The sequence below is a fragment of the Cryptocyanus atlanticus LEGE 06306 genome (genome assembly GCF_056633155.1).
Map to the genome: position 1 here is coordinate 127,196 of NZ_JBSJOZ010000001.1, position 26,360 is coordinate 153,555.

At 65.5% G+C, this 26,360-nt stretch carries 30 protein-coding genes, 1 tRNA gene and 2 pseudogenes; 14 read left to right on the forward strand and 19 right to left on the reverse strand.

Translation table 11 applies throughout. The features are described from left to right. Positions 1-8: 8 nt before the first annotated feature. The 3 genes from ACWJI7_RS00635 to ACWJI7_RS00645 form a co-directional block, all read right to left on the reverse strand. Positions 9-704, reverse strand: coding sequence for a phosphoribosyltransferase (locus ACWJI7_RS00635; protein ID WP_479934439.1), 696 nt, complete (start codon positions 702-704; stop codon positions 9-11). A gap of 220 nt (positions 705-924) precedes the next feature. Then, complete coding sequence (gene hemN / locus ACWJI7_RS00640; protein ID WP_479934440.1) at positions 925-2,352, reverse strand: oxygen-independent coproporphyrinogen III oxidase; 1,428 nt, start codon at positions 2,350-2,352, stop codon at positions 925-927. 59 nt (positions 2,353-2,411) lie between these two features. Next, positions 2,412-3,113 carry a biliverdin-producing heme oxygenase gene (locus ACWJI7_RS00645; protein ID WP_479934442.1) on the reverse strand — a complete coding sequence of 234 codons (702 nt, stop codon included), beginning with the start codon at positions 3,111-3,113 and terminating at the stop codon, positions 2,412-2,414. 109 nt (positions 3,114-3,222) lie between these two features. Here ACWJI7_RS00645 and ACWJI7_RS00650 point away from each other — a divergent pair, with 109 nt between their 5' ends. The 3 genes from ACWJI7_RS00650 to ACWJI7_RS00660 all read left to right on the forward strand — a co-directional run bounded on the left by ACWJI7_RS00650 (position 3,223) and on the right by ACWJI7_RS00660 (position 5,194). After that, positions 3,223-3,594, forward strand: coding sequence for a hypothetical protein (locus ACWJI7_RS00650; RefSeq protein ID WP_479934444.1), 372 nt, complete (start codon positions 3,223-3,225; stop codon positions 3,592-3,594). A 42-nt stretch (positions 3,595-3,636) separates the two neighbouring features. Then, the gene (locus ACWJI7_RS00655) at positions 3,637-4,083 is read left to right on the forward strand and encodes a hypothetical protein (RefSeq protein WP_479934446.1); all 447 of its coding nucleotides are present in this window, start codon (positions 3,637-3,639) and stop codon (positions 4,081-4,083) included. A 379-nt stretch (positions 4,084-4,462) separates the two neighbouring features. Further along, complete coding sequence (locus ACWJI7_RS00660; RefSeq protein ID WP_479935111.1) at positions 4,463-5,194, forward strand: putative 2OG-Fe(II) oxygenase; 732 nt, start codon at positions 4,463-4,465, stop codon at positions 5,192-5,194. A gap of 33 nt (positions 5,195-5,227) precedes the next feature. Here the strand turns inward: ACWJI7_RS00660 and ACWJI7_RS00665 are convergent, their stop codons facing one another. After that, entirely contained in the window at positions 5,228-5,419 is a 192-nt protein-coding gene (locus ACWJI7_RS00665) for a Nif11-like leader peptide family natural product precursor (RefSeq protein WP_479934448.1), read from the reverse strand. A gap of 142 nt (positions 5,420-5,561) precedes the next feature. Next, positions 5,562-5,789 carry a hypothetical protein gene (locus ACWJI7_RS00670; RefSeq protein ID WP_479934450.1) on the reverse strand — a complete coding sequence of 76 codons (228 nt, stop codon included), beginning with the start codon at positions 5,787-5,789 and terminating at the stop codon, positions 5,562-5,564. A gap of 632 nt (positions 5,790-6,421) precedes the next feature. Here ACWJI7_RS00670 and ACWJI7_RS00675 point away from each other — a divergent pair. Then, positions 6,422-6,865 carry a hypothetical protein gene (locus ACWJI7_RS00675; protein ID WP_479934451.1) on the forward strand — a complete coding sequence of 148 codons (444 nt, stop codon included), beginning with the start codon at positions 6,422-6,424 and terminating at the stop codon, positions 6,863-6,865. A gap of 452 nt (positions 6,866-7,317) precedes the next feature. Here the strand turns inward: ACWJI7_RS00675 and ACWJI7_RS00680 are convergent, their stop codons facing one another. The 5 genes and pseudogenes from ACWJI7_RS00680 to ACWJI7_RS00700 all read right to left on the reverse strand — a co-directional run bounded on the left by ACWJI7_RS00680 (position 7,318) and on the right by ACWJI7_RS00700 (position 11,227). After that, entirely contained in the window at positions 7,318-7,509 is a 192-nt protein-coding gene (locus ACWJI7_RS00680) for an anthrone oxygenase family protein (RefSeq protein ID WP_479934453.1), read from the reverse strand. Between the two features lie 470 nt (positions 7,510-7,979). Continuing rightward, a complete protein-coding gene (locus ACWJI7_RS00685) occupies positions 7,980-8,435 on the reverse strand; it encodes a hypothetical protein (RefSeq protein ID WP_479934455.1) in 456 nt (151 codons plus the stop codon). Positions 8,436-9,358: 923 nt separating this feature from the next. Then, positions 9,359-9,576 (reverse strand): annotated as a pseudogene (locus tag ACWJI7_RS00690) (transposase); the annotation flags it as partial. Between the two features lie 185 nt (positions 9,577-9,761). Next, the gene (locus ACWJI7_RS00695) at positions 9,762-10,229 is read right to left on the reverse strand and encodes an anthrone oxygenase family protein (protein ID WP_479934456.1); all 468 of its coding nucleotides are present in this window, start codon (positions 10,227-10,229) and stop codon (positions 9,762-9,764) included. After that, a complete protein-coding gene (locus tag ACWJI7_RS00700) occupies positions 10,226-11,227 on the reverse strand; it encodes an NAD(P)H-binding protein (RefSeq protein WP_479934458.1) in 1,002 nt (333 codons plus the stop codon). The genes ACWJI7_RS00695 and ACWJI7_RS00700 overlap by 4 nt, the downstream gene beginning before the upstream one ends. On the opposite strand from ACWJI7_RS00700, the gene ACWJI7_RS00705 reads away from it, so the two are divergent. Then, a complete protein-coding gene (locus ACWJI7_RS00705; RefSeq protein ID WP_479934459.1) occupies positions 11,226-12,170 on the forward strand; it encodes an AraC family transcriptional regulator in 945 nt (314 codons plus the stop codon). The genes ACWJI7_RS00700 and ACWJI7_RS00705 overlap by 2 nt on opposite strands. A gap of 113 nt (positions 12,171-12,283) precedes the next feature. On the opposite strand, the pseudogene ACWJI7_RS00710 reads toward ACWJI7_RS00705, so the two are convergent. Beyond that, positions 12,284-12,412, reverse strand: a pseudogene (locus ACWJI7_RS00710) (IS3 family transposase); the annotation flags it as partial. A gap of 276 nt (positions 12,413-12,688) precedes the next feature. On the opposite strand from ACWJI7_RS00710, the gene ACWJI7_RS00715 reads away from it, so the two are divergent. Further along, a complete protein-coding gene (locus ACWJI7_RS00715) occupies positions 12,689-13,447 on the forward strand; it encodes a DDE-type integrase/transposase/recombinase (protein ID WP_479934461.1) in 759 nt (252 codons plus the stop codon). Positions 13,448-13,536: 89 nt separating this feature from the next. Here the strand turns inward: ACWJI7_RS00715 and ACWJI7_RS00720 are convergent, their stop codons facing one another. The 3 genes from ACWJI7_RS00720 to ACWJI7_RS00730 all read right to left on the reverse strand — a co-directional run bounded on the left by ACWJI7_RS00720 (position 13,537) and on the right by ACWJI7_RS00730 (position 18,856). After that, positions 13,537-13,752 (reverse strand): hypothetical protein, encoded by a 216-nt coding sequence (locus ACWJI7_RS00720; protein WP_479934462.1) that lies wholly within the window; start codon positions 13,750-13,752, stop codon positions 13,537-13,539. 99 nt (positions 13,753-13,851) lie between these two features. Next, positions 13,852-15,747, reverse strand: coding sequence for an NAD-binding protein (locus ACWJI7_RS00725; RefSeq protein WP_479934464.1), 1,896 nt, complete (start codon positions 15,745-15,747; stop codon positions 13,852-13,854). Positions 15,748-16,321: 574 nt separating this feature from the next. Further along, on the reverse strand, positions 16,322-18,856 hold the full coding sequence (locus tag ACWJI7_RS00730) for a glycogen/starch/alpha-glucan phosphorylase (RefSeq protein ID WP_479934466.1): 2,535 nt from the start codon (positions 18,854-18,856) through the stop codon (positions 16,322-16,324). A 436-nt stretch (positions 18,857-19,292) separates the two neighbouring features. Here ACWJI7_RS00730 and ACWJI7_RS00735 point away from each other — a divergent pair, with 436 nt between their 5' ends. Both ACWJI7_RS00735 and ACWJI7_RS00740 read left to right on the forward strand, forming a co-directional pair. Next, a complete protein-coding gene (locus ACWJI7_RS00735; RefSeq protein ID WP_479934468.1) occupies positions 19,293-19,457 on the forward strand; it encodes a hypothetical protein in 165 nt (54 codons plus the stop codon). 184 nt (positions 19,458-19,641) lie between these two features. Then, the gene (locus tag ACWJI7_RS00740) at positions 19,642-20,022 is read left to right on the forward strand and encodes a transposase (RefSeq protein WP_479934469.1); all 381 of its coding nucleotides are present in this window, start codon (positions 19,642-19,644) and stop codon (positions 20,020-20,022) included. Positions 20,023-20,270: 248 nt separating this feature from the next. On the opposite strand, the gene ACWJI7_RS00745 is transcribed toward ACWJI7_RS00740, so the two are convergent. Both ACWJI7_RS00745 and ACWJI7_RS00750 read right to left on the reverse strand, forming a co-directional pair. After that, complete coding sequence (locus ACWJI7_RS00745; protein WP_479934471.1) at positions 20,271-21,260, reverse strand: site-specific integrase; 990 nt, start codon at positions 21,258-21,260, stop codon at positions 20,271-20,273. Positions 21,261-21,818: 558 nt separating this feature from the next. Continuing rightward, positions 21,819-21,902 (reverse strand) — tRNA-Leu (locus tag ACWJI7_RS00750). A 42-nt stretch (positions 21,903-21,944) separates the two neighbouring features. On the opposite strand from ACWJI7_RS00750, the gene ACWJI7_RS00755 reads away from it, so the two are divergent. The 5 genes from ACWJI7_RS00755 to ACWJI7_RS00775 all read left to right on the forward strand — a co-directional run bounded on the left by ACWJI7_RS00755 (position 21,945) and on the right by ACWJI7_RS00775 (position 24,467). After that, positions 21,945-22,193, forward strand: coding sequence for an NAD(P)H-quinone oxidoreductase subunit L (locus tag ACWJI7_RS00755; protein WP_479934473.1), 249 nt, complete (start codon positions 21,945-21,947; stop codon positions 22,191-22,193). Continuing rightward, complete coding sequence (locus ACWJI7_RS00760; protein ID WP_479934475.1) at positions 22,190-22,525, forward strand: DUF3007 family protein; 336 nt, start codon at positions 22,190-22,192, stop codon at positions 22,523-22,525. Before ACWJI7_RS00755 ends, ACWJI7_RS00760 begins: the two co-directional genes overlap by 4 nt. 68 nt (positions 22,526-22,593) lie before the next feature. Further along, complete coding sequence (trpA, locus tag ACWJI7_RS00765; RefSeq protein WP_479934477.1) at positions 22,594-23,436, forward strand: tryptophan synthase subunit alpha; 843 nt, start codon at positions 22,594-22,596, stop codon at positions 23,434-23,436. Between the two features lie 5 nt (positions 23,437-23,441). Continuing rightward, entirely contained in the window at positions 23,442-24,131 is a 690-nt protein-coding gene (locus tag ACWJI7_RS00770) for a DUF938 domain-containing protein (protein WP_479934479.1), read from the forward strand. Between the two features lie 66 nt (positions 24,132-24,197). Further along, on the forward strand, positions 24,198-24,467 hold the full coding sequence (locus ACWJI7_RS00775) for a YciI family protein (protein ID WP_479934481.1): 270 nt from the start codon (positions 24,198-24,200) through the stop codon (positions 24,465-24,467). Here the strand turns inward: ACWJI7_RS00775 and ACWJI7_RS00780 are convergent. From ACWJI7_RS00780 to ACWJI7_RS00790, 3 genes are all read right to left on the reverse strand, one after another. Continuing rightward, positions 24,464-24,850: a c-type cytochrome gene (locus ACWJI7_RS00780; RefSeq protein WP_479934483.1), complete on the reverse strand. Its 387-nt coding sequence runs from the start codon at positions 24,848-24,850 to the stop codon at positions 24,464-24,466. The genes ACWJI7_RS00775 and ACWJI7_RS00780 overlap by 4 nt on opposite strands. A 49-nt stretch (positions 24,851-24,899) precedes the next feature. Further along, the gene (locus ACWJI7_RS00785) at positions 24,900-25,262 is read right to left on the reverse strand and encodes an AbrB family transcriptional regulator (protein ID WP_479934484.1); all 363 of its coding nucleotides are present in this window, start codon (positions 25,260-25,262) and stop codon (positions 24,900-24,902) included. A 177-nt stretch (positions 25,263-25,439) separates the two neighbouring features. Next, positions 25,440-25,676 carry a DUF3136 domain-containing protein gene (locus ACWJI7_RS00790; RefSeq protein ID WP_479934486.1) on the reverse strand — a complete coding sequence of 79 codons (237 nt, stop codon included), beginning with the start codon at positions 25,674-25,676 and terminating at the stop codon, positions 25,440-25,442. Positions 25,677-25,810: 134 nt separating this feature from the next. Here ACWJI7_RS00790 and ACWJI7_RS00795 point away from each other — a divergent pair, with 134 nt between their 5' ends. Beyond that, positions 25,811-26,329, forward strand: a complete 519-nt coding sequence (locus tag ACWJI7_RS00795) for a GNAT family protein (protein WP_479934487.1) — start codon at positions 25,811-25,813, stop codon at positions 26,327-26,329. The last annotated feature ends 31 nt before the right edge of the window (positions 26,330-26,360 follow it).

The following is a 26,360-nucleotide window of genomic DNA, read 5'->3' on the forward strand; positions in this document are numbered from 1 at the left end:
CGGTCAGGCTAGGGACACCGCCCGTCGGGCGGTCCTGGGGGTTCCGCGCCTTCGGAACCGCTCCGATGGGCGGCGAGCAGGGCCAGCACCTGCCCATCGTCCACCTGCTCGAACTGCGCGTACCACTCACCCACCGAGCGGAGACGCCGCACCCGGTGCAGCACCACGAGCTCGTCCACCAGGGGGAGCAGCTCCGGGATCAGACCGGCATCGCAGACCGGCACCGCCAGGATCAGCCGGGAGGGCTGCTGCTGGCGCAGCGACTGCAACGCCGCCCGCACCGTGCAGCCCGTCGCGATCCCGTCATCCACCACGATCAGCTCCCGGCCCCGCAGCTCGACCGGATCGGGATCTCCGTAGAGCCGCTGCCGCCTGCCCAGCTCCCGCTCCTGCTCGATCACGAGCTGCCGTCTGCGGGTGGCGACGGCCGGTCCGGCCGGAGGGGGCTGGTCCCACAGACGCACGCCCCCCGGAGCGACCGCCCCGAGCGCCAGCTCCGGCCGGCTGGGCTCAGCCAGCTTGCGCACGGCCCAGGTGCGCAGGGGCAGGCGCAGGCTGCGGGCCACCTCGGCGCCGACACTCACGCCGCCGCGGGGCAGGGCGACCACGGTGGTGGTCTCACCCCGGTCTTGCCAGGGGCGCAGCGCCAGGGCGAGCCTCTGGCCGGCCTGGGCGCGGCTGGCGAAGCGGCGGTCGGACCGCATGGCATCCCCCCCGATCGGCTCGATCCCCAGTCTGGCCACGAACCCCGAAGGTGACCCTGGTCACCCCCAATCCCACGGGAAACAGGCGAGACTCAACGGGCACCGGCGAGCAAGGGACCGGCTGGTCCCCCGCAGCACGGGAACGGTGCGACAAAACGCCCCGGTCCGCCGGGGCCTTTTCCCAGGGCAAGGGCGCACGCCTGGCGCCCCGGGCAGCCGCTCAGATCGGAGCCGATCCCGAGGGCCGGGCGGTCTGAACGGGGTCGAACACAGCGGCGATCGTGCGGATCAGCCAGCGGCCTTCACCGGTCACCCGGAGCCGCCCGGTGGGGCCCTCCTCGCTCAGCTCCACCAGGCCATCGGCGGCCATCTCCCGAAGCCTGAGCCATTCGCCGGCGAAGCGACGCCGATCCACGCTCACCGCGAAGCGGCACATCACCGCCTGGATGATCGCCCGCCGCTCCAGCAACTCCGGATCCCGCACCACCAGGCCCCGCTCCACCGGAAGTTCGCCCCGCTCCAGGCTGCGGATGTACTCCCGCAGCGTGCGGCGGTTCTGGCTGAACAGGGTGGGGAACTGGCTGATCGCGGTCATGCCGATACCCAGCAGGTCCAGCTCACCGCCGGTGGTGTAGCCCTGGAAGTTGCGGTGCAGCCGGCCCTGGCGGGCCGCCACCGCCAGGCTGTCGCCCCGCAGGGCGTAGTGATCCATGCCGATCGGGTCGTAGCCCAGGGAACCCAGGGCCTGACGGGCATGGCGCAGCATCCGCAGGCGATCCCGCCGGCCGGGAAGATCGGCGGCAGCGATCCGGCGCTGCATCGGCAGCTGGGCGGGCAGGTAGGCGAAGCTGAACAGCGAAATCCGCTCTGGCCGTAGCTCCCCCACCAGGGCGATGGTGGCAGCGAAGCGCTCGGGGGTCTGCAGCGGCAGGCCGCAGATCAGATCGACGTTGACGCTCGCGAAGGCCGCCTCGTGCATCCAGCCCATGACCCGGCGCAGCTGCTCCACCGGCACGATCCGGTTCACGGCCGCCTGCACCCGGGGATCGGCGTCCTGAAGGCCGAAGCTGATGCGGTTGAAGCCGAGCCGGCGCAGGTCCAGCACCTGATCGCGATCGAGGAACTCGGGGTTCAGCTCGATCGAGGCCTCCAGATCGGGGGCCAGGTCGTGATGGGCTTCGATCAGGTGCCAGAGCTCGGCCCGCTCCGCCGGGCTGAGGTAGTTGGGGGTGCCGCCGCCCCAGTGGATCTGACGAAGACGCCGGCGTCTCCTGGAGGCCTGGCCGATCAGCTCCAGCTCCCGGCCGAGCGCCCGCAGATAGGGCCCCACCACAGCCGATCCCGCCTGGGTGGTGATCCGGTTGCAGCCGCAGTACCAGCAGGCATGGCGGCAGAAGGGCAGGTGCACATAAAGCGACCGATCGCCGCGGCCGGGCCTGGCGAGCTGGGCGGCCAGATCGGCGGCACCCACCCCGGTGTGGAAGGCGGCCGCCGTGGGGTAGCTGGTGTAGCGGGGCACCGGCTGGTCGTAGCGGAGCAGGAGCTCCTCCTGGACGTCTTCGGACCCAGCGCCGGGAGACGGCTCCGGCGGAGACGGCTCCGGCGGAGACGGGGCCGGAACGGAACGGGACGGGGCGGCATGGGGCATGGGCCGGGAGCGACGAACGGGGCGGTGGGGGCAGGAGGGAAGGGGGCGGCGGCAGGAGTTCAGAGCACCGCAGCTGGCCGCGGCGGCAGATCCCCCAGCTCCGCCAGCAGGCGCTGGGTATGGTGGAAGGCGATCTCGGCCTCCTCCAGCAGCTCGGCCTCCTCACCGTCACTGAGCTCGAGCTGCTCGATCCCCTCATGGAGGGCCTGCTTGAGGGCCCCGATGGGCCGCTCGAACCGCCAAAAGCGCAGGGCCGGCAGGCCATGGGCCGCCAGGAGAGCCTGGGCTGCGCCGCCCAGCTGCTGGCCACCGGAGAGATCGCCGCCATAGCGCACGTACACATGGGCCAGGAAACGGTGCGGCTCCCGCTGGGCCAGGCCCTGCAGGTGGTCGAACCAGACCCGGGCGGCCGGGGAGGGCGGGGTGGCCTCGATGGCGTTCAGCGTCAGCAGGTCGTGGCGCAGGGCCGCGCCGCGGGCGAGATCCGCCCAGGGGAGCGCACGGGCTCCGAGGGCACCGGCCAGCTCCGGACCGCGTTGCTCGAGGAGGGCATAGGCGGCCGGCAGGGCCCGGATCAGGGCGGCCAGCTGGCGGCAGCTGGCCTGGCCCTGCAGCAGGGCCCGGGAGAAGACCATGCCTTCGGCCCGGTGATGGGCGGCGCCGATGCGGGCATGGAGCCGGCGCAGGCGGGGGCCGAGAACGGGGCGGGCCTCGGCGGCACCAGCGTGAACCGAAATGGGCTCGGGGAGCGTGGGGACCATCGGCGGGGAACAGCTCAGGGCCGGGGGTGGAGAAGGGCGCAGGGCCAGCGGCCCCGTCACTGAGGTCAACGGTATAACGTTACTGTTCTGTCGCTTTGATCCACTCCGAATGTCTTCGCAATCCACGCCACCCCTCTCCGTGCTGTGGGCACCGGCCGGCCAGCTCAGCGGCGACGGCCAGCTGCGTGAACTGATCCAGGAACGCCGCAACCGCCCGGACGGTGGGGCCGCTCCCCGTCCGGGACTCTGGTACCTGCCCCCGGCCCTGGTGGAGGAACTCGGACTGCTCGCGGAGCCCTTCCCCACCGCCCAGCCCCGCGAAGCAGTGCTGGGCGAGGATCCCGCCGTGATCACCTGGCTCGGGCTCCGCTTCGGAGGCAACACCGACACCAGCGGCCTGTCGCCAGCCGTGCTCCAGGAACGAGCCGCCGCGCTGCCGCCACCCCCGCCGCCCCCGCCGGTGGGGCCGGCTGAAGGCTGACGAGCAGGCCACGTAAGTTGGGGCCACCTGTGCCGCCCCGCGATGCCACGGTTCCCCTTCCCCCGGCTGCCGGCCCTCAACACTGCCGCCACCGCACTGATCGCAGCGGTGCTCGCCGTGGCCGCAAGCGCCGGCGCAGCCCTGGCCGCTCCGGCGGCCTCCCTGTTGTCGGCCCTCAAACTGCCGATCCCCGCCTCGGCCCGTCTGTTCTCCGCCAATGCCCTGGGGCAGACCAGCCTGAACGGTCAGTTGGGCGCCACCCCCGAGGGCCTGCTCGCCAAGCTGCAGACCTCCGTCAGTGCCCAGGGCTACAGCGAACGCACCCTCAACACGGTGTCGGGCCCCTGGGGGTTCAACCTGGTCTTCGACCCCCCGGCCGGAACGACGGTGGACGGCACACCGGCCGGCAAGAGTGCGGCCCTGGTGCTGCAGGCCACGGCCGTGGGCCCGGGCCGTCTCAACCTGAACGTGCGGTTCGAGGCCCTCTGATCGCAGCTCCAGTCGCATCCGCTCACAGAGCGCATCCGCGCATTCACAGCTCAGACACCCCCTGACGGCACGCTTCCCCAGGTTGCTGAGCGGGCTGTGCCGGAGCGTCTCCCATCGATCGCCCCACCCCGGCGGGCGGAGAGGATCCCGCCCCGTGCTGCGGCCAGCCCCCCCTGGTGGCTGGTGGCAGGCGGTGTGATGACCCTGAACCTGGTGGGGGTCGGCTGGTTGAGCGGCCTCCGCTCCATCCCGCTCCACCGGCCCCTGACCCTCCAGGAGCGGACGGTGGAACCGGGCAGCGAGCGGCCGAAAGCGGGGGCAGGCGGGTTCGGTAGCGTGGCCGGCCGGAGCAGCCAGGGTTTTGCAGCACGCCGCCTCGATGGAGATGCTCAGCCTGTTTCCGCGCTATGTGCTCAAAGGGCATCTGGCCGACGGACTGCTGCTTGAGCTGCTCGAGGTGGCCAGCCAGGTGCTCGCCGATCCGGGCGCCTCGCCCGATGCATCGATCAAGCTGGCCGGGCAGTTGAGCGAGCAGCGCGAACTGGGCCCCCACCATCCGGCGGTGCAGACGCTGGCCCAGACCGTGATCCTGCCGGGCTGTGAGCGCTGGATCCGGGAGGTGATCGATCAGCAGCCCCCCCAGGGCCGTGGCCCCTGGACCCCGGGCCGCTATGGCCTGCAACTGGTGGACGTCTGGCTGAACTGTCAGCAGGCGGGCGACTACAACCCGGTACACACCCATGGGGGCAGCTTCTCGGGCGTGATCTTCCTGCGGGTGCCCCCCCAACTGCGGGCCGACAGCTTCGATGGTCAGCTCTGCTTCCACGGTCCGGAGGAGTGGCACATCCAGAGCTTCCACACCGGCATGGTCCACTACGTGCATCCGCTGCCCGGCGACTTCTACGTCTTTCCCGCCTGGCAACCCCATTCGGTGCCGCCCTTCCGGGGCGAGGGAGCCCGCTGGTCGCTGGCCTTCAACGTGGTGGCGGTACCGGGGCAGCCCGGACCTCCCGCCGGACCTGGGACCCTGTCGGCCCGTCCCCGGGCCTCGTCCCCGACCCAGAACATCTCCCTCTCCAGCAGCCGGCCCAAGCCCGGCGGATTTTCCTGAACCCCGTCAACCACCAACCCGGCCCCGGCGGGCTCAGCCCCGCCAGGTGGGCAGGCCACCCGAGAGGACCCGGCCTCGGTTGAGCCAGAGCGTCCGCTCGCTCACCTTGACACCATGGCGTGCCGCCAGCGCGGCGGCATCCCGCACGCTGTGGGTTGCCGCCAACTCGGAGCGGAACAGCGGATCCTGCTCCGCCAGGTCACGGATGCGCTGCAGGGCATCCATCCCGTGTCGCATCATCGTCATCTGACCACCTCCCGTTCCTGGTTTCAACGTAGGAAGCAGCCCTTCCAGCCGGCTGAGCACTTCTTCCGCCGCAACAGGGCCCCGGGGGGAACACCGTGCGGACCGCTCCGATCCGGACGGGCTAGTTGGATGGGTTGAGCAACAGGTTGCGGGCGGCGTTGATCCGCTGCATGGTGTCGTGGGCGCCACCCCGGTCTGGGTGATGCTCCGCAGCGGCACGCTTCCAGGCTTTCGACACCTCACCGGGGCTGATCCGACCGGAGAGGGGCAGGTGGAGGCGCTGCCTGGCCACGATCGCCTCCCGGTCGGGATGCTTGCCCAGGGGTCCCCAGTCCTGCCTGCTGAGCACGGAGCTCCGCTTCCGGCCCTGCCGGCTCCGGGGAGCCGCCCCAGGGAGGCGGGAGCCGAATCCCCTCCGTGCGCTGTCGTGTCGCTCCCTGGCCCCTGGGGGAGTGGGCGGATCTGGCTGGACGAGCACCGTGGGCAGTGTCCGCCCATGCACGGTCAGAGGCATCAACGACTCGATTCGAACCTCCAGCTTCCCGCATCGACCGAACCGACCGTCCTGATGGGGCTGAAGCCACCGAACAACGGCATGGTCCGTGGGTTCCTTCCGACCACCGTCGTCGCTTCCCTGGCCGCAGCGGCCTGGGCTCGGCCCACTGGAGGTCAGGCGTCGGCGACGGTGACAGTCCCGCCTGGCCACGACGGCACGGTGTCCTTCAACCTGCTGCCCCCCGCAGATCCGCAGAGGCGATCCGGATCCGACCAGCAGGACACGGGCAACTCAGCGCTGGTGACGGGGCCGGGCCAGGACATGGCCAGGGGACAGGCCTGCTGGATGAGGCGGTCGCGGTCTCAGGGCGGGCGCCTTGCCGGTGGGGCGCAGCACGCACCCGCACCCAGGAGCCCGGGGATGCCGGCAGGGATCGACGTGGAGGGTGAGCCGTCTTAACCTGATCTTATCCTGGAGCAGGCCACGTGCTGGAAACCCTCCTCGCCGCCGCTGCGGCAGCCGGTGTCACCGTGGGAGTTGTGGACGAGCGCTGCTCCGGGCACGCCACCCTGCTGGGGGGATGGGATCCCCAGGCGGAACAGGTGTTCCTCTGTCGCGACAACATCCGCGCGGAGGGGCGCTCCGAAGAGGAGATTCTTCGCCATGAACTCATCCACGTGATCCAGGACCGGGTCGGCCAACCCCTGCTCCCGGAGCCGCTGCTCACGCTTCTCTCCAGGGACACCCTGCCCTCCGGAGAGGCCTTGCTCGTGATCACCACCAGCGAGGACAGAGACCGTGAATTCGAATGCCGCGTCCTGACCCGGCTTCTCTCCTCTGAAGCCGTTGCCCACTGGTTGATGGAAGCGTCGGGAGTGTCGGCCGCTCTCGGCCATGCGCCGCTGGCGCAGCAGGGCTGGCCGGATTGAGCGCGGCTGAGCTGCTCGCCGTGCCTGGGCGGAGTCCTGGCTGATGTCCTGGCTGATGTCCTGGCTGATTGGCACGACCTCTCCAGGCCGCTCGCTGCAGCCCGAGGAGCTCGCACCTCAACCTCCACCGGGGTTGACGATCACGCAGCCAGCCTGTAACACCCATCAGCCAAGCTGAAAGACCAAAACGATCAACAGCGCTGATGTCAGAATGGAACAGACGGTTCTCAAGATGTTCCATCGAACCCAGCGAAGCTCAAAGCCGACTCTGGCATCCGACAAAGCAATCTCTGTCATTGCATCGAGATTCTGCCATTGCAACTGAGCAGTTAAAGGAGGATGAATGGCCACCGTTGGCCGCTGGAGACCAATCTAATCGAGTTCTGCAGCACTGCCAAGAAGAGAACGGCTGGCACCATCCAACTGAACAAAGCCGACCAGGGCCGTGGCGATCAAGCCCAGAACCCCGATCCAAGCCAAACCACAAGAAACACCGGCTGATTGCCCTGAATCACATGATCAATCGCTTGAAACGCCTGCAGGAAGTCGTGGTCGCTCAGAGTCTTCATCCCTGGCATCACAACGATGGCAAAAGCCAGCAGGAATCCTGAAACCAGAGAACAGAGCGGTGTCGTCAGAATCAATAAACAAGGAAGGAGGGGTGGTCTTCCTGGAGGCAGCCAGAGGCGCTGCCAGGACAGAGGCAATGAGCAGATCTCCTGCTGCAGGGTCGGGGCTCGACCAGGAGCAGGATTCCTCCGGCACCGTCCGGGAGACGAGGGTTCATCATCAGACCGGGCGGACACCCCCCTCCCCAGGCCTGTGGCGGCAGCCCGTTGGCAAACTCCCCATGGGACCAGCGGGAACGCTGTCAGATGTCCCTCCTCAGGGGCTGGTTTCGCTGCCACCCCGTGCAGCCCAACTGCCCCGGATCGAACGGTGGGGCGCGCAGCGGCGGCGACCTGATCTCCCGTGAAGCTCCCTGGAGGGGGCCCCTGGCCGGTCTGCGAACCCACGGTGAAGCGGCCCCGTGGCGACGGACTCGCTGGTCCACGGCCACTCGATGGAGCGCATCGGAATCGCGCCGTGGCGTCAGGCTTCACCGGCACGGGCCTCATTCGACTGGGCAGTTGGAGGCTCGGAGTTGAAGGGGCTTGGCTGGACCCACGAAGCCGGGAGGGTGATCCCACGGTTCCCGCCCAAACTCCGCCAGGCAGTTCTCTCCGGGCGGTCCGAAGGTCACGGTTTTCTGCTGGAAGTCAATCGTGCGGAGGGTATTCATCACCTTTGGGTGTTGATGGATGAAATCAACGATGGAATGGAAGTCTTGGTTCGCCTGGACCCATGGCGCAAGAGCGGCCGAGGCGGAAGCGGAACAGGTGAGGAACACTCCGCACAGGCATGCTGTGAAGATCTTCATGGAAGGTCCGCCGAAAATGATGTCTGCGCTGCCAAACGTACTCCGTCGATCACGTTCGTAGAGCAGGTCCGTATCGCGGCCTCTCACGAAGGAACAGGCGCGGTGCCTGGCGCCGGATTCAATCATCCCGGATGAGTTGTTTTCAACCATGATTGGGGTCAACCTGAACCTGTTTCATCCCATCGACCCGCCTGATCTCCACCGGCCTCCTCCCATCACGCCGCCATCTCTGGACACTTCAGCATGAATCGTCGTTCAGGTTCTGCCCGACTTCAAGGACGATGAGCAGCACCGCCTGCGCGAGCCTGGCGGGAAAGGCCCCAGGGGCCCTGGTGGCACAGAGGCCTTCAGCGGCAAGAATCCACTGCTGTTCAAGCAACGAAACCGTTCGGCCTGGGGACAGGGACAGGCCGCTTGGGGTGGCGAAGGCCGTTGGACTCCGAGAATCGTGGGACCCATCCGCTCCAATGAAAAGGGCGCCCCGTGTCGAGCGCCCTTGGGCCGGTTGCCGGGTTGTGGACCTGCACCGCCCGGGTCGAGGCCTCTGATTCAGTTTTAGATCCTTTGGCCTGCCCAGTCAGTACGGCAAACCGACCACAGCCTCAGGGCGCCGCCCCGACGGAACTCGCCCCTGGTCGTGGCTGTCAACCCGTGGTCGGTCACCCCGATCGCCAATGGGCAGCTGGGCAGAGCGCTGCAAGCCACTGGCTTCTGTCAACGGAGTTGGATCCTGGCGTCTGGCTGCCCCGGGACGTGGTGTGCCCGCAGGCAAAATTCGTCGGCAATGAAGAGGCGGGAGCAGCCTGTGGGGACGCTGGTGGAAGAGGAGGCTCGATCAGCGGTTGGCTTTCAATAGGGGAGAACCAGATGGAGTGGCCAAGCATCTGAATCGGCAAGAAGCTTAAGGAAACTCTGGGCAACGCCTTCAGGCAAGCACCCGCAGCGGCAGAATGCCTGACATGAACATGGCTGCAGGGTTCATGGGTAAAATCACTCGATGACTCCATGGTTCTGGCCTGATCTGCCCTGTTTTCCGCCCTGACTTGTGCCCAATGGGCAGACTGATCCTCAGTTTAACTGGTCACCAGTAGTTCAAGACGGGCCAGGAACAGATTTGTGAGCTCAGCCAGTACATTGACCTTGCAGTGGTTCTTGGCCATGCCCCGCAGCCGCGTCTTCTGAAACCGAACTGCTGCATGATCACCCGAAACGGGGGCTCAACCTTGGCACGGATGGGGGCCTTGGCTACCTCCACCAATTCCAGCAACCGTCCTTCCGGCCCCATCGGGACTTACACCACTCGGCGGGACGACCCCCGCTCATCCAGCCCCAGGCCAGGCACCATGCGAGACATGGGCCAGCAGCGAGCTCCCGATCTCCCAATCCTCCAAGTCTGCGGCGTTGCCCCGTCCGCTCGGCAGAGCCCTGGCAGCAGCGGCTCACCAGGCGAGCAAGACGGTCAGTCCGTGAAAAGTCTCAGCGGGTCAGGGAGAACGCGATGAGCGCCGCCGAGGCCAGCGGCGCCAGCGAGCGAATGTGGTTCATGGGGATCCACTCACGCTGGTAGACCTCCCAGTAGTCCGCCCCTTCGGCGCTTTCGGGATCTACACGGTCCAGGCGATTGTTACGCGGCACGTGGTACGTGATCGTGATGACAACGACGCTGGCGATGTAGATCCCTCCGGCACTCAGGCGCAGGCTGGAGCCGGGTTGATCGAGGTGCATCCCGGCGAGCAGCATCATCCCAAGGCAGGCAGCGCCGGTGCCGAACAGCAGCAGCATGAACAGCGGCGAGGGAGCCGCCCTGTTAATCGACTGCATCGCGGCAATCCCTTGGGCCGGCGGCAGCCGTTTCAGCCCTGCCATGGTGAAGTTCGAGAAGGTGAAGAGCGCACCGCCTGCGGCGGCGGTGCCTACCGCGCAGATGATGATCAGCACGGTCATGGGGCCAACGTCTCGAGGTGCCAGGCGCCTGCCGCGGCCGTGTCCTTGGCGTAATCGGCGAAGTCGCGGGCTGGGCGTCCCAGCGCCCGCAAGACGCCATCCGCAGTGTGGGAGCTGCGGCCATCGAGCACCTCGCTGAGCAGCCCGGCGAGGTGGGTGGCATCCGCTGCCGGCATCCCGTGGGCTCCCAGCTCGGCGCCGAACTGCTCGGCGCTCAGCGGCACGTAGCGCACCTCGCGGCCGATGGCGGTGCCCAGCTCCTTCGCGGCTTCGGCGATGGTGAGCAGGCGAGGGCCCGTCAGTTCGTAGAGCTCGCCGATGTGGCGGTCGTCGCTGAGCGCCGCGACGACGACGTCGGCGATGTCGTCGGCGTCGACGAACGGTTCGGCGGTGTCACCGGCTGGCATCCCGAGAACGCCATGGCGCACGGAGTCGGCGAAGTTCTCGTCGAAGTTCTGGTTGAAGAAGGCGCAGCGGACGACCGTCCAATCGGCCCCCGAGTTCTGCAGGTAGCGCTCGGCCCGCTGGGCACCCGCCTCGCCGCGGCCCGAGAGCAGGACGAGGCGCCGCACGCCGCGCGCGACGGCAAGGCGCGCAAACGCGTCGACCGTCTCGGCCGCCCCGGGCAGCGCCAGGTCGGGAAAGTAGGTGATGTAGGCGGCGGCGACGCCGTCGAGGGCTGGGGCCCAGGTGCTGTCGTCCTGCCAGTCGAAGCGCGGCTGCGTGGAGCGGGAGACGGGCCGGACCCGCCGTCCCTGGGCGATGAGGCGGTCCGTGACGCGACGGCCGGTCTTGCCGCTCGCTCCGATCACCAGGGTCGTTCCGTTGCGATTCGTGTTCTGCATGAGGTGGATGGGGTGGTCGTGGGTCTCACCCCCAGCCCGGCCTGCCGAGCCTGTTGAGGGCGCCCCTGAATCCTCTGCGGGGAGCGCCGCCTGGGCCATCGCCGAGATGCTCAGTTCCATATCCGAGCGTCCAGCCAATACCGTGCCGGCCATGGATCCATTCGCAGGTCTGCTCGACGGTCCGCGCGCGCGGGGCGCCTTCTCTCTCCGCACTGTGATGACGCCGCCGTGGTCGCTGCGGATCCTCGCCGAGTCCCCCATCACGGTGCTGGCGATCGTGCGCGGACACGCTTGGGTCGTCCCCGACGACGGCCAGCCGGTGCGCCTTGTCGCCGGTGATGTCGCCGTGACCCGCGCACCGGCTCACTACAACGTCGCGGACGATCCGGCGACGGTGCCCGAGATTGTGATCCACCCCGGCCAGCGCTGCTGCAACCGCGACGGCGAGTCGATCGAGGCTGAGCTGATGCACGGCGCCCGGACCTGGGGCAACGACCCGAACGGTTCGACGCTGATGCTCGTCGGCGCCTACGAGTCGACCAGCGACATCAGCGACCGACTGCTGCGCGCCCTGCCGCCGGTTCTGTCGCTGTCGAACGACACGTGGAATTCGCCGCTCATCGCCCTGCTGTGCGACGAGATGGCCAAGGAGGGTCCTGGCCAGGCCGCCGTGCTGGACCGTCTGATCGACCTCCTGCTGATCGCGATCCTGCGCGCCTGGTTCACCCGACCCGATGCCGACAGCCCGACCTGGTATCGGGCGCAGAGCGACCCGGTGGTGAGTCGTGCGCTGCAGGCGATGCACGACGACCCGGCATGCCCCTGGACGCTCGCGAAGCTCTCGCGGGAGGTCGGGGCCTCGCGCGCCGCGCTCTCACGGCGGTTCCAGGACGTTGTCGGGGAGTCGCCGATGAAGTTCCTGACCAGCTGGCGACTCGCGCTCGCCGCCGACATGCTCTGCGACCCGGAGGCCACAGTCGGCACGGTTGCCAACGCCTTGGGCTACAGCACCCCTTTCGCGCTGAGCACAGCCTTCAAGCGCGTCCGCGGAATCAGTCCGCAGGAGCACAGGGTGCGTTCGATAGCGCCCTCTTGAGGCATGGCCGGGATAGGAACCTGCCCTCGCTGATGGCCCCCCAGCACGAAGTGAGGTTGCGTGACGTCTCTCAGGTTGTGTAGGTGGGGTTCCCCCGATTTCATGGACACCGATCAGGGGTTCGCAGGGGTGAGTGTACGGATAGCGATGAACTGCTGCTCGTAGTCGATCGGACCGAGGTAACCGATCGACGAGTGTTGCCTTTCGCGGTTGTAATAGCCCACAATCCAGAAGACCAGATCTCGCTGCAGTTGCTGAGGACTGATGGGCACCCGACGATTGTCAGAGTGACGGGGCCCCGAAAACCGGTCCAGGGTGAATGAGAGTCCTCAGCCGGCCAGACAAGGAGGCCAGACGGCTGACCCAGCTGGAGAAGGAGAACGCCCGGCTCAAGAAGCTGCTGGCGAAGGCAGAACTGGAATAGGCGATGCTGTAGCCCTTGGCTTCTGCAAAGCAGTAGGGTCTTGAGGTGGGAAACTTCTGAGCCCGGAACGCCGGTGCGCTGCGACAGGGCCGTCATGGTCCTGCAGGAGCGTTTCCTGGCATCAGAACGCCTGGCCTGCCGGGTGGTGGGCCAACACCGCAGCACCCAGCGCCACAGCGGCAAGGTCGTCTCCATCGAGGAGGCCAAGCTCAGGGATCGTCTGCGGGAGATCGCCGCTGAGTACATCCGCTGGGGTCGCCGAGTGGCCTATCGCCTGCTGTGGCGGGAGGAAGGCCTGCAGCGGCCCAGTCCCAGGAAGCGCAAGCGGGCGCGGCCCGCGGACGGCTCGGTCCGGCGCCACCAGGGCGAGCATCCCCACCAGGTGTGGGGCATGGACTTCCAGTTCGATGCCACCGCTGATGGCCGCAGGCTCAAGTTTCTGAACGTGATCGATGAGCACAGCGGCTTCTGCCTGGCCATCCGGGTGGACAGGCGCTGCAAGGCCAAGGATGTGGTGGCGGTGCTGGAGGAGCTCACCAGTCTCCAGCCCGCACCTGCATTCATCCGGTCCGATAACGGGCCTGAGTTCATCGCTCAAGCTCTACGGGGCTGGTGCAAGAGCAGCGGTACCACCATGGCTACATCGAGCCTGGATCACCCTGGCAGAACGGTATATACGAGTCGTTCAACAGCCGGTTCAGGGATGAGTTCCTCATCACAGTGCTGTTCGCCATGGTGGCCGAGGCGCAGGGGCCTGGCCAATCGTTGGCTATGGGAGCCTAACACTGTCAGGCCCCTTGCTGACTTCCAGGGGGATGCGCCCCTGGAAGTCAGCTCACCAGCTGCAGCATGACCACCCACTCTCATTCGGCCTGGACTAATGAAGGGGGTCACGTCAGGGTAGTCGATGCATAGGAGCATGAACCTCATGGAACTTGACAGCTAGGCGGCCTGGGCACCCAACCTGCTGGCCCCCTGGACCCTCCGGCTGGTTCGCTGCACCGGTGGTTGGGCCTCCAGCAACCGCCGTTCACTGCTTGAATCCAGCACGACGTGCACTCGGCGCTGAAGAGCATCCTGATAGGGGGCGAGCTCCAGTCCCTCCGGCACCACCCGGAAGCGACGGATTGCACCGTCTCTGAGTAGAAATAACGGCATGGCCATCATCCGCTGGTCTCCTCAGGAAGCCACCACTCAGCCGTGTTGTCCAGACCGGGGATGACGTCCATCCCACCCATAGAGGTATTCGAGGTGACGTTAAGATTCGATCAGCTCGCAGCCGATGCTGAAGCGGCCCAGCTCTTCGCGGAGTTGCTCGGCCACGTCCCGATCCAGTAACGGCGAAAGGTGCGTGCCGCCGTCGAGCAGGTGGACCACGTCGCCGATCGCGCAACCCATGCGGCGGGCCAGCAGTTGATGCAGCTCGAAGAGCGATTCAGGGGAGACGTGAACGGGGCCCCGGATACGCAACCGGCTATCGGGCGCACTGGCAATCCCTCCTTCGATCCGTCGCAGCCCCGCCATCGTGGCCAGGACAAGCAGTTGGTCGCCGGCATCAAGCATCAGCTGGTTGGGGGGAAGCGAAAGGTGGGTGTGGGAGCGGTGGCGTCGCAGTGACACCACGGTGACGCCGTAGCCGTTCTCCAGTCGCGCAATACTGTTTCCACAGAGGGTGTCCCCGCTGACCAACTGATACCTCACCAGGAGCAGGTTGTTGGAGCCGATTCGGAGCACCCCCTCCACCCGCTCACCGAAGGCTGTGGCAACCACGGAATCGGCCACCAGATCAACAGTAGAGATCACGGTTAGGCCACCGAGCATCTCGCCCAGTGGTTCGGCAGCACCAAAATCATGGGCGAGGATCACCAAGCGGGTGTCCGGCCAGTGCCTCTGAACGGCGAGAGCGCCGTGCAGATTCATAAGCAAATCACTCGACAGAAAGGCAGCGGCCAGTAGCTCATGCCGCACGAGGTCGTTGACGGCTTCCAACAGGACGCGATAAGTGGGAGTACGAGGGTCCGCCAGGGGATCCCCTTCTGCCTGCACCCGCACTACGGGGATTGTTTCGGCGCGCAGCTCACCCCCCACTCGTCGGGCTAGCGCAGCGCCGTCCACGAGCAGAACCGGCTGGGCGTGGCGTCCTAGAACTCTGGAAACGGGAACTCCCAGCCGTTCCCGTAAAAGACGCTCCAGGATCACTGCCACCAGCGCCGAGGTGAGCAGCGTGCCGATCAGGGAATACAACAGCGTGCCCCCGATCAGCCAGCCATTCATCGCCTGCAGACCCTGTTTGCCCTCCAGAACCACGTTCACTGGGTCCACGTACTCTCCCTTCAACAGAGACAGGGTGACGAATGTCCCCTGCTTCCACCCCCCGGAGCGGGAAAAGAGCCCCAAACCCACTAGCAGAAGGCCTAACAACAGTGCGATGACACCAAGCAGCCGGGGGGGGCGCGCCAACCACCAGCGCATGAGTGGCGCGACGGAGATCAGCCGCTTCAACCGTCTCAGGAGGCTCGGTGAGATCCGTCTCGACAATGGCCCAGAGCCTTCGCTGGATTCACGGGCGGAGCCGGTGAGGCAAGAGGCGGGGGTCAGCAGGACTTCGGGCCCGCCCGTTGCGTTGGGGCTCAGGTGAATCCGTCGCTGGAGGTGGTGGTCGCTCCATGGAGCCTTGATGATCGCGTAGCGTTGACCATCCGCCAAAAAGCAGGCATCGAAAGGACCAGGATGCACTGCGGCATTGATGGCACTGGCCGTGAGCAGCACGGGATCAACCACCGCGATCCCCGGCAGTCGATCCTCCAGCAGGGCGGCCAGGTCAGCTGACTGGCTGGAGGAGCGAACCACAACCTGAGCCTCTGGGTTGAGCAGGCGTACCTGCAGAGCCGCTTCTAGATTCACCGTCGCATCAGGCGTGAGCAGCATCACGGCCCGGGCTTGATGGGCCCCCGCGCGCCTTAGAGCCTGGGCCTCACGCATGTCTCCCAGCACCATCTCCTCGCTCAGCCGCTCAGCCAGCCGCTGATCCCGCCAGTGTGGAACCCGCACATCCAGGCAGCGCAAGGGCACACCGAAGCTGAACAGGCGATCCAGACAGGCCTGACCGAGGGAGCCCAGACCGCAGACGAGCACAGGAGCAGCTCCGACCATCCTCGATAGCTCCAAAACATTTCTCGTGCAGGGACTCGTAGAAACCGCGGCGGCTGCCTGAGTCCATCAGGCGGTGGGCATGGGTCGATCAGGCATGCCAATGCAGATTAATGCTGGCGTTGAGGGCTCCGTGGAGGCAGGGAAATTCTCTTGCCAGTCCGGCATCGAGCTGATGGGCGAGTGACTCGGCGAGCACCTGGAGATCGCGCTGGTCCCCCAGGCCGGAGTCAATAAAAGATCTGAGCTGTTCCAGGTCATTATCATGATAGAAGGCATGTGTACCTCAGCTTGGACAGGACATTGAGTGGTGCCTATGGGAAATTGCCAATGAGTTGCGAATGAGTTAACTCGAGCCCGAGGGTGTCAATAAACACCTACGTATGTCTTCAGTGCGGAGGTCGTAGCCTAACGAATGAGCAGGACAGGCTCTACCATCCCAAGGCCGGACATCTCCTGCAGGGCTTCTTTCACATGACGCCCCTCTCGGCCGGAAGCCCAACTGAGCCAAAAGGACTCACTGAATAACAATGGGGAAGGCGGCAGTCCGCTTGAGAAAAGATCAGCACACTCTGAATCAATCTCCGTCTGACATCACTACATGCAGGGGGTTAACCCTCCAGATGCGCTCGGCGTACTCTGTAACTGAGCGGTCTGACGAGAAGAAGCCACTGAGTGCCGAATTGATCAGAGATTTGTGGTTCCACTTTGGTCGTTGGGACCAAGTTTTGCTAACGGTATCCTGGGTGCCGAGATAGTCGCTGAAATCGGCCAAAACTAGGTAGGGGTCGTGACCGAGAATATTGTCGACCAGAGGCCTGAAGAGATCACAGTCTCCGTTGCTGAAGTGGCCTTTCCCGATCAGCGAGAAGGCCTCCTTCACCAAAGGCATCGTTTCCAACAGCTCCCAAGGACGATAGTGCTCACGCAGCTGGGCAATTTGCTCGGTTGTCTTGCCAAACAGGAAGAAGTTGTCGGCTCCCACCTGCTCACGGATTTCGACATTAGCGCCATCTAGAGTCCCAATCGTGAGGGCGCCGTTCATCGTGAACTTCATGTTTCCTGTGCCGGAAGCCTCCAGACCGGCTGTGGAGATCTGCTCGGACAGGTCAGCCGCTGGATAAACTCTTTCACCCAATTTCACATTGTAGTCGGCGAGGAAGACCACATTCAATAAGCCACGAACATCGGGGTCGTTGTTGACCACTTCTGCAATGCCATTGATGAAGCGGATGATCAGCTTGGCCATCGTATAGCCAGGAGCTGCTTTGCCACCAAAGATGACGGTCCTCGGCACCATTCCGTCCGTCATTCCGTGCTTGATGCGTAGGTACTGAGCAATCACCTGCAGAGCATTAAGATGCTGGCGCTTGTATTCATGGATCCGCTTGACCTGGATATCGAACAGGGTCGTGGGATCCACTAGCACACTGGATTGCTGATCCACGATTACTGCCAGCCGGCGTTTGCAGCTGAGCTTGCAGGCCGCCCAGCGCTCCAGGAAGGAAGGATCGTTTTCATAGCTGACCAACTCCCGCAAGGAATCGGGCCGTCCTGGCCAGTCAGCACCAATCGTCTCGCTCAGCAGATCGTTCAATGGCGGGTTCGCCAAAGCCAACCAGCGACGGGGGGTCACCCCATTGGTGACATTGGCGAATTTCCCCGGCCAGAGCCGGGCGAAATCGGGGAACAAGCTGGTCTTGACCAGTTTGCTGTGCAGTGCCGCCACCCCGTTGACGTGGTGGCAGCCAACGGTGGCCAGATTGGCCATACGCACGGTCTTGCTCCCCTCCTCGTCGATGATTGAGATGCGGCGAAGGATCTCATTGTCGCCCGGACAGTGAAGCCTCACCTGCTGCAGGAATCGGCCATTGATCTCATAGATGAGTTGTAGGTGGCGCGGGAGCAACGACCGGAATAACTCCAGATCCCACTTCTCCAGGGCCTCGGGTAAGAGAGTGTGATTGGTATAGCTCAGCGAACGGGTGGCAATATCCCAAGCCGAGTCCCATGCCAGACGATGTTGATCGACCAGCAGGCGCATCAATTCGGCGACGGCGATCGCGGGGTGGGTGTCGTTCAGCTGAACTGCCCAGTGGTCGTGGAAGTCCTGCACCGGAATGCCCCGTTGGGTCAGGCTGCGGAGCATGTCCTGCAATGAGCAACTGACGAAGAAATACTGCTGCTTGAGCCGCAGCCGGCGCCCCGCATCAGTGCCGTCATTTGGATACAACACCTTGGAGAGAGTCTCCGAGGCCACCTTCTCTTCCACGGCTCGGCAATAGTCCCCTGAGTTGAACGCCTGAAAGTCGAAGGACACAGCAGCTTCGGCTTGCCAGAGACGCAGCCGATCGCAGGTATTGACTCGATAACCCAAGATGGGAACATCATGCGGAATCCCGGTCACTGTCTCGTCAGGGAACCATTGCACTTGGTGATGGCCGTTGTCGTCCTGGTGCTGCTCAATATGGCCACCAAAGCCCACCTGGCAGAACTTCTCGGGCTGGACAAGTTCCCAGGGCCATCCACCTTTGAGCCACTTGTCGGTGATTTCCACCTGCCAACCGTCTTGGATGATTTGATCGAAGATCCCAAACTCATAGCGAATGCCGTAGCCAGTAGCCGGAATCTCTAGTGTGGCAAGGGATTCCATGTAGCAGGCAGCAAGGCGACCCAGACCTCCATTCCCCAAGCCAGGTTCCTCTTCTTCTACCAGGATCTCCTCGAAGTTCTGGATGCCGAAACGTTGCAAGGCCTGGGCAGCTTCCTGCTGAATACCGAGCATTAGCAAATTGTTTTCAAGCTGTGGGCCAATCAGGAACTCAGCCGAGAGATAGGCTACAGCCTTGGGTTGCTGCACCTGAAGGGTATCCTTATAGGCCAGATGGCGAGTTATCAATCGGTCCCTCACCGCATAGCTGAGAGCCATGTAGAGGTCATGCCGATTCGCGTCCTTGGCGCGGCGTCCCAATGTGAAGAACAAGTGCTCCGTGATGCCATCGAACAGATCGTTTGAGGTCAGGCCAGTGCGCTGAGGATCTCTGTAGCTGGATGGGTCAGGCAGGCCCAGAGGCTCGAAACGTCGTGGTTGGGGCAAGGTGCTGCCAGTCATGGATTTCTGGAGGGCATGTTCCCTTCAACCTGACCACCAGCTGGACTGCTGAGGTTAAGGGACAGACAACATCTGCTGAATGGAAGCATCACTTAACACACTACCCTTTTGCTTCTTCCCAATGAAAGACCAAGTCAGCATCTCTCGAATAGTTATGATTACTTCTGAATCCATTCTGCAGTCAACAGCAGACTGGATCTGCTGTTCGCGCACCAGTCATTGAGATGCACGTCACCGGTTGGCGGCGCCACCTGTTGTTCGCCTGCGAGATCTACCTCGCGATCCTGAGCGAAGTGGCAGAGCCAATCTGAGTGCATGGTGGAGTGTCGTCTGTGCAGAAGGGACTGGCTCAGGTCTGCGCTTCATCTCCGTTCCGGCTTTGGCGGTATGGGGGAGCACCGGCGTCCGCTGCGGCCGTCGCCAGATTGGTGACGGTGTGCTTGTTCTGATCACCGTCACTCATCAAGCTCGCCACCAGTTCACTCCCGCGGAAGTGGATGTCCTCACCGAGGCGGCCCTGCGCCTGGCGGAACTCGTTGCGGACATGGAGACGCTGGAGGGCGAGGAGTCCGTACGGCTCGATCGGATCGCTCCGCCCTAGGGGCCGGCCGCCCGAAACCTGCTCGACTACCTGGCCCTGCGCCGGGTGCGTCGGGGTCGGACTGGCCCAGCTGGCTGACCAGCTTTTTCCCGCCGCTCCTCTCTGAGGTGGTCTGGCTTTTCTGGACAGGCCCCATCGTTAACCTCTGAGACGGGGCACCGCCCCTGACCAGGGGCTCCCATCGATGAGCAAGCGACGCACCCACAGTCCCGAGTTCAAGGCCAGGGTCGCCATGGAGGCGATCAGTGGCCGCAAGACGATCCAGGAGATCGCCGCTGATCACGCGATCCACCCGATCCAGGTGAGCCAGTGGAAGAAGCAGATGCATGATGGCGCAAGCGAGCTGTACAACTTCTCGACGACGTTGGTCGACCGCCTGAAATCGACGGCAATGGCATGCAGAGCAATAGCAAGGCTGCTGCTGCTGCTGCTGAGGTCCTGGCTGACCAGCGCAAAAATCTTCGTTTTCAAGGCCCTGCAGATGGACACAGCGGCGGGCTCGCTCGGACGCCCAGGAACAACGCCATTGACTGGAAGAGACGTCTCGAAATCGTCTGAAGCCTGAAAAAAGATCTGGCCGGTCGCTTCAACCTGATGGCCCGTATGTGCCAGATCAGGCTTGGGCGTGGAGTGATCAATTGGGTCGATTTAGCTTAACATTTAAACAAGCTGAAATGGGACTAGCGCCACTGATTTATGCGCCAGCACCATGAATACATCCAAATTCACGCCGATAACTGGATCACGCGTGCAGCACGCATGCAACTATCTCCAAAACCCTCAGACTCGCACTCGGAAACCACTCTTTGCTTGCTAGATAGGTCCCATGTTCGTTACCCCCATGACCCACTCGACCACCCCACCGCCTGCGGACATCCAGCAGCAGCTCTGCGCCATCAACGACGTGCTGCGCCGGATCCAGGCCCAGTTGGAATTTAAGCCCAGCAAACCCTCAGTCCCTGGCTGCCCCTCACGGATGCTGCCAAGGCCCTCCACTTCAAGAGGAGCAGGGCGCTGCGGGCCGCCATCGTCCGCGGCCGCATCCCGCCTCAGTTCGTCAGAGCGACCCTGGGAGAGACCGGCAAGCGACGCACCCTTTACGTGGACGTGAAGGGCTTTGCCTCTCATCGACACCACCAGTGACGCCATCGAGGCGGAATCGAACCAGCACTGATACAGGGTGGTGTGCACCGTCAGCGAGTGCCCCAGGCTCTTGGCGGCCAGTGATGGGCTGATCTGCGGGTGATGAATCGCCCTCACCGCCCAGGCATGGCGCAGGTCGTAGGCGCGAAACGGAGCATCGAAGCGACGCAGAGCCACACCCAGCTGAGCACCGACGGTGCGGTGATCCCGATCAAGGTTGATGCGAGGCAGGCGCTTGTTCAGCAGCGACCAGCGCTCGACCCAGGCTTTGGGCAGCGGCAGCCCCTGCCGAGCACCCGTTTTCCCTCCACCGACCGCCACCAGACCGTTGGCCTGAACCTCCGCCATCAGCAGCGCCTCGTGGGGCCGGGTCCCGTAGGTCGCACAGACACCCGCCACCCACTGCCAGTCCAAAGGCAACCCATCGATCACCTCGACGATCACCGCATCACTGGGCAGATCCCTCGGTGCCGCGTCCTTCTGAGGGCTGTAGCCCTTGCCCAGGTCCTTGAGCTGCTGAACAGCCTGGGGTTCGAGATCCAATGCCCTGGCTACCGCCACTGCAGCGATCGAGGCGCGGCGCCTGCTGCGTGAACCGAGTTCCTTGCTCTCCACCAGTGCTTTCAACACCCGTAGATCAACGGCCGGAAGATCCAGCAACGGCTTGAGGGGGGCTGCGTAGTCGGTGATCCATGTCACAGCCTCACTGCCTCCTCGTTTGCGCTGCTTGCGCCACCAGATCTCAGTGCGGCGAAGAGCCTCAGTGCCACTAACCCCTGGACACGATTCCCCTCCTGCCTGACTGTTTCCCCCAAGCCACTGCTCGTGCGGGAAAGGCTGTAACCCCATCCGATGCAGCTGTAGGTCCCGTCCCAGCTTCTCGGCCAGCTTTCTGGCCTGATCGATTCCAGCTGGGTAAGGCAGGGGCGTCGAAATGCGCTGACGTTTCCAACTGCCGTCAGCGCAGGGGAGCGTGCCCCTCAGCCGCAGTCTCTGACCAGAAGGCACGACCTCAAGAGAGACCGGACAGCCCAGATCCCTCAGAGCCCAGTTGATGCGTCCGAGATAGGGGTCTTTGAAAGGCACGGGACCGTGACCGAAACCGTGACCACTCTGGTCGCAAATGGGCTTTTTCGTGACCAGATCGTGACCAGTGGGCCAAAAGACCCACAATCACTGGATCCAGCTGATGGACTGTGCTGCAATGGATCTGGTCGATGGGGGCAGGGGGACTTGAACCCCCACAACGTCGCCGTCTGCGGATTTTAAGTCCGCTGCGTCTACCGATTCCGCCATGCCCCCAGCCGGTTGATCCTAGATTCAGGATTCGTCGCCTTCAGAGCCGTGCCGCTGTCTGGGTTGCTGCACTCCCTCAGCCCGGAGACCCTGCTGGTCCTGGGTGCCTACCTGGCCCTGGCGGGCACCTATCTGGTGGTGGTGCCGCTGGCGCTCTACGGGTGGATGCATCGCCGCTGGACCGTGATGGGAAAAATCGAGCGCACGGCGGTCTACGGCCTGGTCTTTTTGTTCTTCCCGGGCCTGATTCTGTTCGCGCCCTTCCTCAACCTGCGCATGGCCGGCCAGGGCGAATGACACGGGGCCAGTCGCTGCTGCTGGGGCTCGGGATCTTCGCGGCCGGGGGGATCGCCTACGGGATCTTCCGGGCGGCGGGCCTGGAAGGGTTCTCGCCCGGCATCGCGGCCGAAGCCGTGCTGATTCTTGCGGTGCTCGGCTGGACGGGCAGCTACCTCGCCCGGGTGATCACCGGTCGGATGACCTTCATGGAACAGCGCCGGCGCTACCGCTCCGCCTTCGACGCCCTCACCGCCGAGCAGCTCCAGAAGGAATTCGACGCGCTCAGTCCGGCCGAGCAGGAGCAACTGCTTCGGGAGGTGGGGCAGCTCAAGGACGACGTCACGATGTGAGCCCGGCGCTGATGAGCCCGGCGCCGGTTGGCCCCTAGGCTCAGCCCACACCCCCGTCCACCGGCCCGATGAGCGCCGTACCCGCCAGCCTCAGCACCAGCTGGATCGCCCGCCGCTTCGATGCCCTGCGGCAACGCCGGCGCTGCGCCGTGATGCCCTTCCTGATGGCGGGGGATCCCGATCTCACCACCACCCGGGCCACCCTGCTGGCCCTGGAAACGGCCGGCGCCGACCTGATCGAACTAGGCATTCCTTACAGCGACCCCCTGGCCGATGGCCCGGTGATCCAGGCGGCGGCCGGACGCGCCCTGGCCGCGGGCACCACGCCCTCCCGGGTGCTGGACCTGCTGGAGGGCCTCCAGGGCGAGCTGAACACCCCCGTGGTGCTGTTCACCTACGCCAATCCACTGCTCAACCGCGGCCTGGAGGCGTTCTGCCGCGACGCGGCTGCCGCCGGGGCCGCCGGTCTGGTGGTGCCGGATCTGCCCCTGGAGGAGGCGGAACGCCTCGCCCCGATCGCCGCCGACCGGGGTCTGGATCTGGTGCTGCTGGTGGCACCTACCACGCCACCCGAGCGGATGGCGCGCATCGTGGCGGCCAGCCGGGGCTTCACCTATCTGGTCAGCGTCACCGGGGTGACCGGGGCACGCCGCGAACTGGAATCACGGGTGGGAGCACTGGTGCGGCAGATCAAGGCGCTCGGACCGACGCCCGTGGCGGTGGGGTTCGGCATCTCCGGAGCCGGGCAGGCCTGCCAGGTGCGCGACTGGGGCGCCGACGGGGCGATTGTCGGCAGCGCCCTGGTCGCCCTGATGGCGACTGCAGTCAGCGAGGGGAGGCCGGTGGCGGCCGCGGCCGGCGCCTTCATCACCGAGCTGCGCCAGGCCCTCGACGACACCGCCTTGCCCTGACTCCCATGCCCCACTCCATCGACGCTCTGCCGTTCTCCGAGGCCTGCGAGCGCAACCGTGGCCCGATCCTGGAGGTTCTGCGCCACAGCCTGCCGGCCGGCTCCGGTGGGCAGCGCCCCCGTCTGCTCGAGATCGGATCCGGCACCGGGCAACATGCCGTGCACGCCGGGCGGGAACTGGCGGTGGTCTGGCAGGCGAGCGATCGGTCGGAACACCTGGACGGCCTGCGCAGGCGCCTGGAGCTGGAGGGCAACCGGGCGGGAGACCCGGGGCTGCTGCTCCCCCCCCTCGAGCTGGACGTGACCCGGAACGCCTGGCCCGCCGGTCCGTTCGAGGCGGTCTTCAGCGCCAACACGACCCACATCATGCCCTGGTCGGCCGTGCCCGCCCTGCTGGCTGGCAGTGCCCGGGTCCTGATGGCCGGGGGAATCTTCTGCCTCTACGGCCCCTTCCGCTATGGCGAGGCCCACACCAGCCCCAGCAACCTCGCTTTCGACGCCCACCTGCGCAGCCTGGATCCGGCCATGGGGATCCGCGATGCCCGGGAGCTGGTGGGGCTGGCGACGGCCGAGGGGCTGCACCCGATCGACGATCGCGCCCTGCCGGCCCATAACCGCCTCCTGATCTTCCGCCGTGGGGATCGCCCCGACGCCCCGGAGCCGGCCGGGGGAAGCCCCAGGCTGGGACTTCGCTGAAGCTCCCCTTGAGCCCGGGAGCGACCGAGCCCCAGAGTGGATCCACACCCTGCGCAGACTCTGGCCATGGCGACCTTCGTGCTCTGGGGCACCTACTGCGAGGACGCGCTCGAGAAGCGTGGCCCCTTCCGCCAGGACCATCTGGAGGGACTGCAACGCCAGAAGGCGGAGGGCGTGCTGCTCACCCTCGGCCCCACCACCTGCACCACCCATGTCTTCGGCCTCTACGAGGCCGACAGCCAGGCGGAGGTGGAGGCCCTGGTGCACGGTGATGTGTACTGGCGGGAAGGGATCTGGACTGCGGTGGCGATCTATCCCTGGATCCGCGCCCTCTAGGCGCCTGGTGTCCAGTCCCGCAGGGCCTGCTGCCAGACCCAGGCGGCCACCATCTCAGGTCCCCCGTCGCCGAGCCGGTCGCCATAGGCACCCATGCGACCGAGCCCGTTGGCGGCGATCGCCGCAATCGCCTCCGGGCCAGTGATGCCGTTCCGTTCCAGCGCTGCCAGCTTCAGGGTCTTGCCGCGGCGGACGATGTTGCCCCCGTTGCGGTGGCATCCGACGCAATGGGCCTCAAACAGGGACGCACCGGAACGGGTCATCGCCGCCCCCCAGGCGGGCCGTGGCCACCAGGCCAGCAGCACCAGCGCCAGAAGCACCAGAACCCCCAGAACTCCTCGCCAGGCTCGTGGCGCCGCGCTGGAGGGGGCAATCGGGGTCACATCGGCCACGGGCTGATCGGCTGCAGGCCCCCAGTGTGGCCGGGCCGGCTCAGTCGTCGCCCTCGTCACTGCCGGCTGGGATCAGACGAATCTGCTTGCGGCCCAGCTTGATCTCGAATTCATCGCCGGGTTTGAGATCGAGCAGGGCCGTGTAGGCCTTACCGATCAGCAGATTGCCATTGCCCTGAACAGTGGCGACATAGCTGAGCTTGCGCCCTCCCTTTCCGACCTTGCCGCTGACGCCGAGATCGACGCCCTTGGCTTCCAGCAGGGCTTCGTAGAACGCGGTGAAGTTCAGCCGCTCCGCCCCATCCTTCTTGGTGGAGACGTAGCCACAGGCCCGCACGATCTCGGACTTGCCCACATCCCCGAGTTCCTTGACCTTGGCCAGCAGTTCAGTTCCTGTGAGCATCGATGTGTTCGCCTGGAATGGTGGATTACATCCTGAAGTTACATGATCAGAGCTAACCTCGCCAAGCGATGCAACCCCCCTGGCGTGATCAGGGCCCACACAACCGGGAACGCTCAACCCGGGTCCATCAATCCATGGCCCTCAGTGGGGCCCGCACCATACCGATGAAGGGGCCATTCAGTGGCCGGCCGCTTCGGCGGAACGCCTCGCCCTGAGGTAACGCTCATAGAGATCCAGCGGGGAGCGGTAACGCTGGGGCAGGGAAGTGTGAAGCCGCTCGAGGTTGTGCCAGCAATGGGTGCGCTGGATCCGCTCCAGACTCCGACCATCGGCCACCAGACGGCGTAACGCCTGGCAGTAGGCGGAGAAACCGGCCTCCAGTTCACCGATCGTGAGGGGCCCTGAATCGGCCATCGTCATCTGCTGCTCCACGCCTTGGGCCCGGTACTGACCGTATAAAGGAACGGATCAGCCACGCAGGTCCCGGCGAGCCCTGACGCGGATCCTGTTTCATTTCTTCGCAGCGCGATGGCGCCTCCCCCGTGATCATGCCCCGCCTTCGTCGTCTCCGCTCCGGCGATCACCCCGAACTGCTGGAGGTCTACAGCGACGCGGTCCGAAGCCAGGCAACCGAGCTCTACAGCCATGAGCAGGTGGAAGCCTGGGCGGGCCTGGCCGCCGGGCGGGCCCGCTTCCTCGAGGAGCTCGAGCGGGGGGAGGGGCTGGCCAGCTGCGGCCCCGATGGCATCGGCATTGAGGCCTTCGGCCTGCTGGAGCCGGCCGATCGGATCTCCCTGCTGTATTGCCGCGGCCGCTCCTGCCGGCAGGGGCGGGCCACGGCCCTGCTCCGGGCCCTGGAGTCCAGCGCCCGGGCGGCTGGCATCCTCCGGCTGCGCACCGAAGCCAGCTTCCTCTCCAGGCCGCTGTTCGAGCGGGAAGGCTGGCAGGTGGAGTGGATCGAGGATCTGACCCTGGCCGGAGTGCCCTTCCGGCGCTTCCGCATGGCCAAGCCGCTCAGCGGCGGGGACCATGGGGCTGTCCACGCTTCACTGACCACCTCCCCCTGACCACGCCCCCTGACTGACACAACCCCCGGCG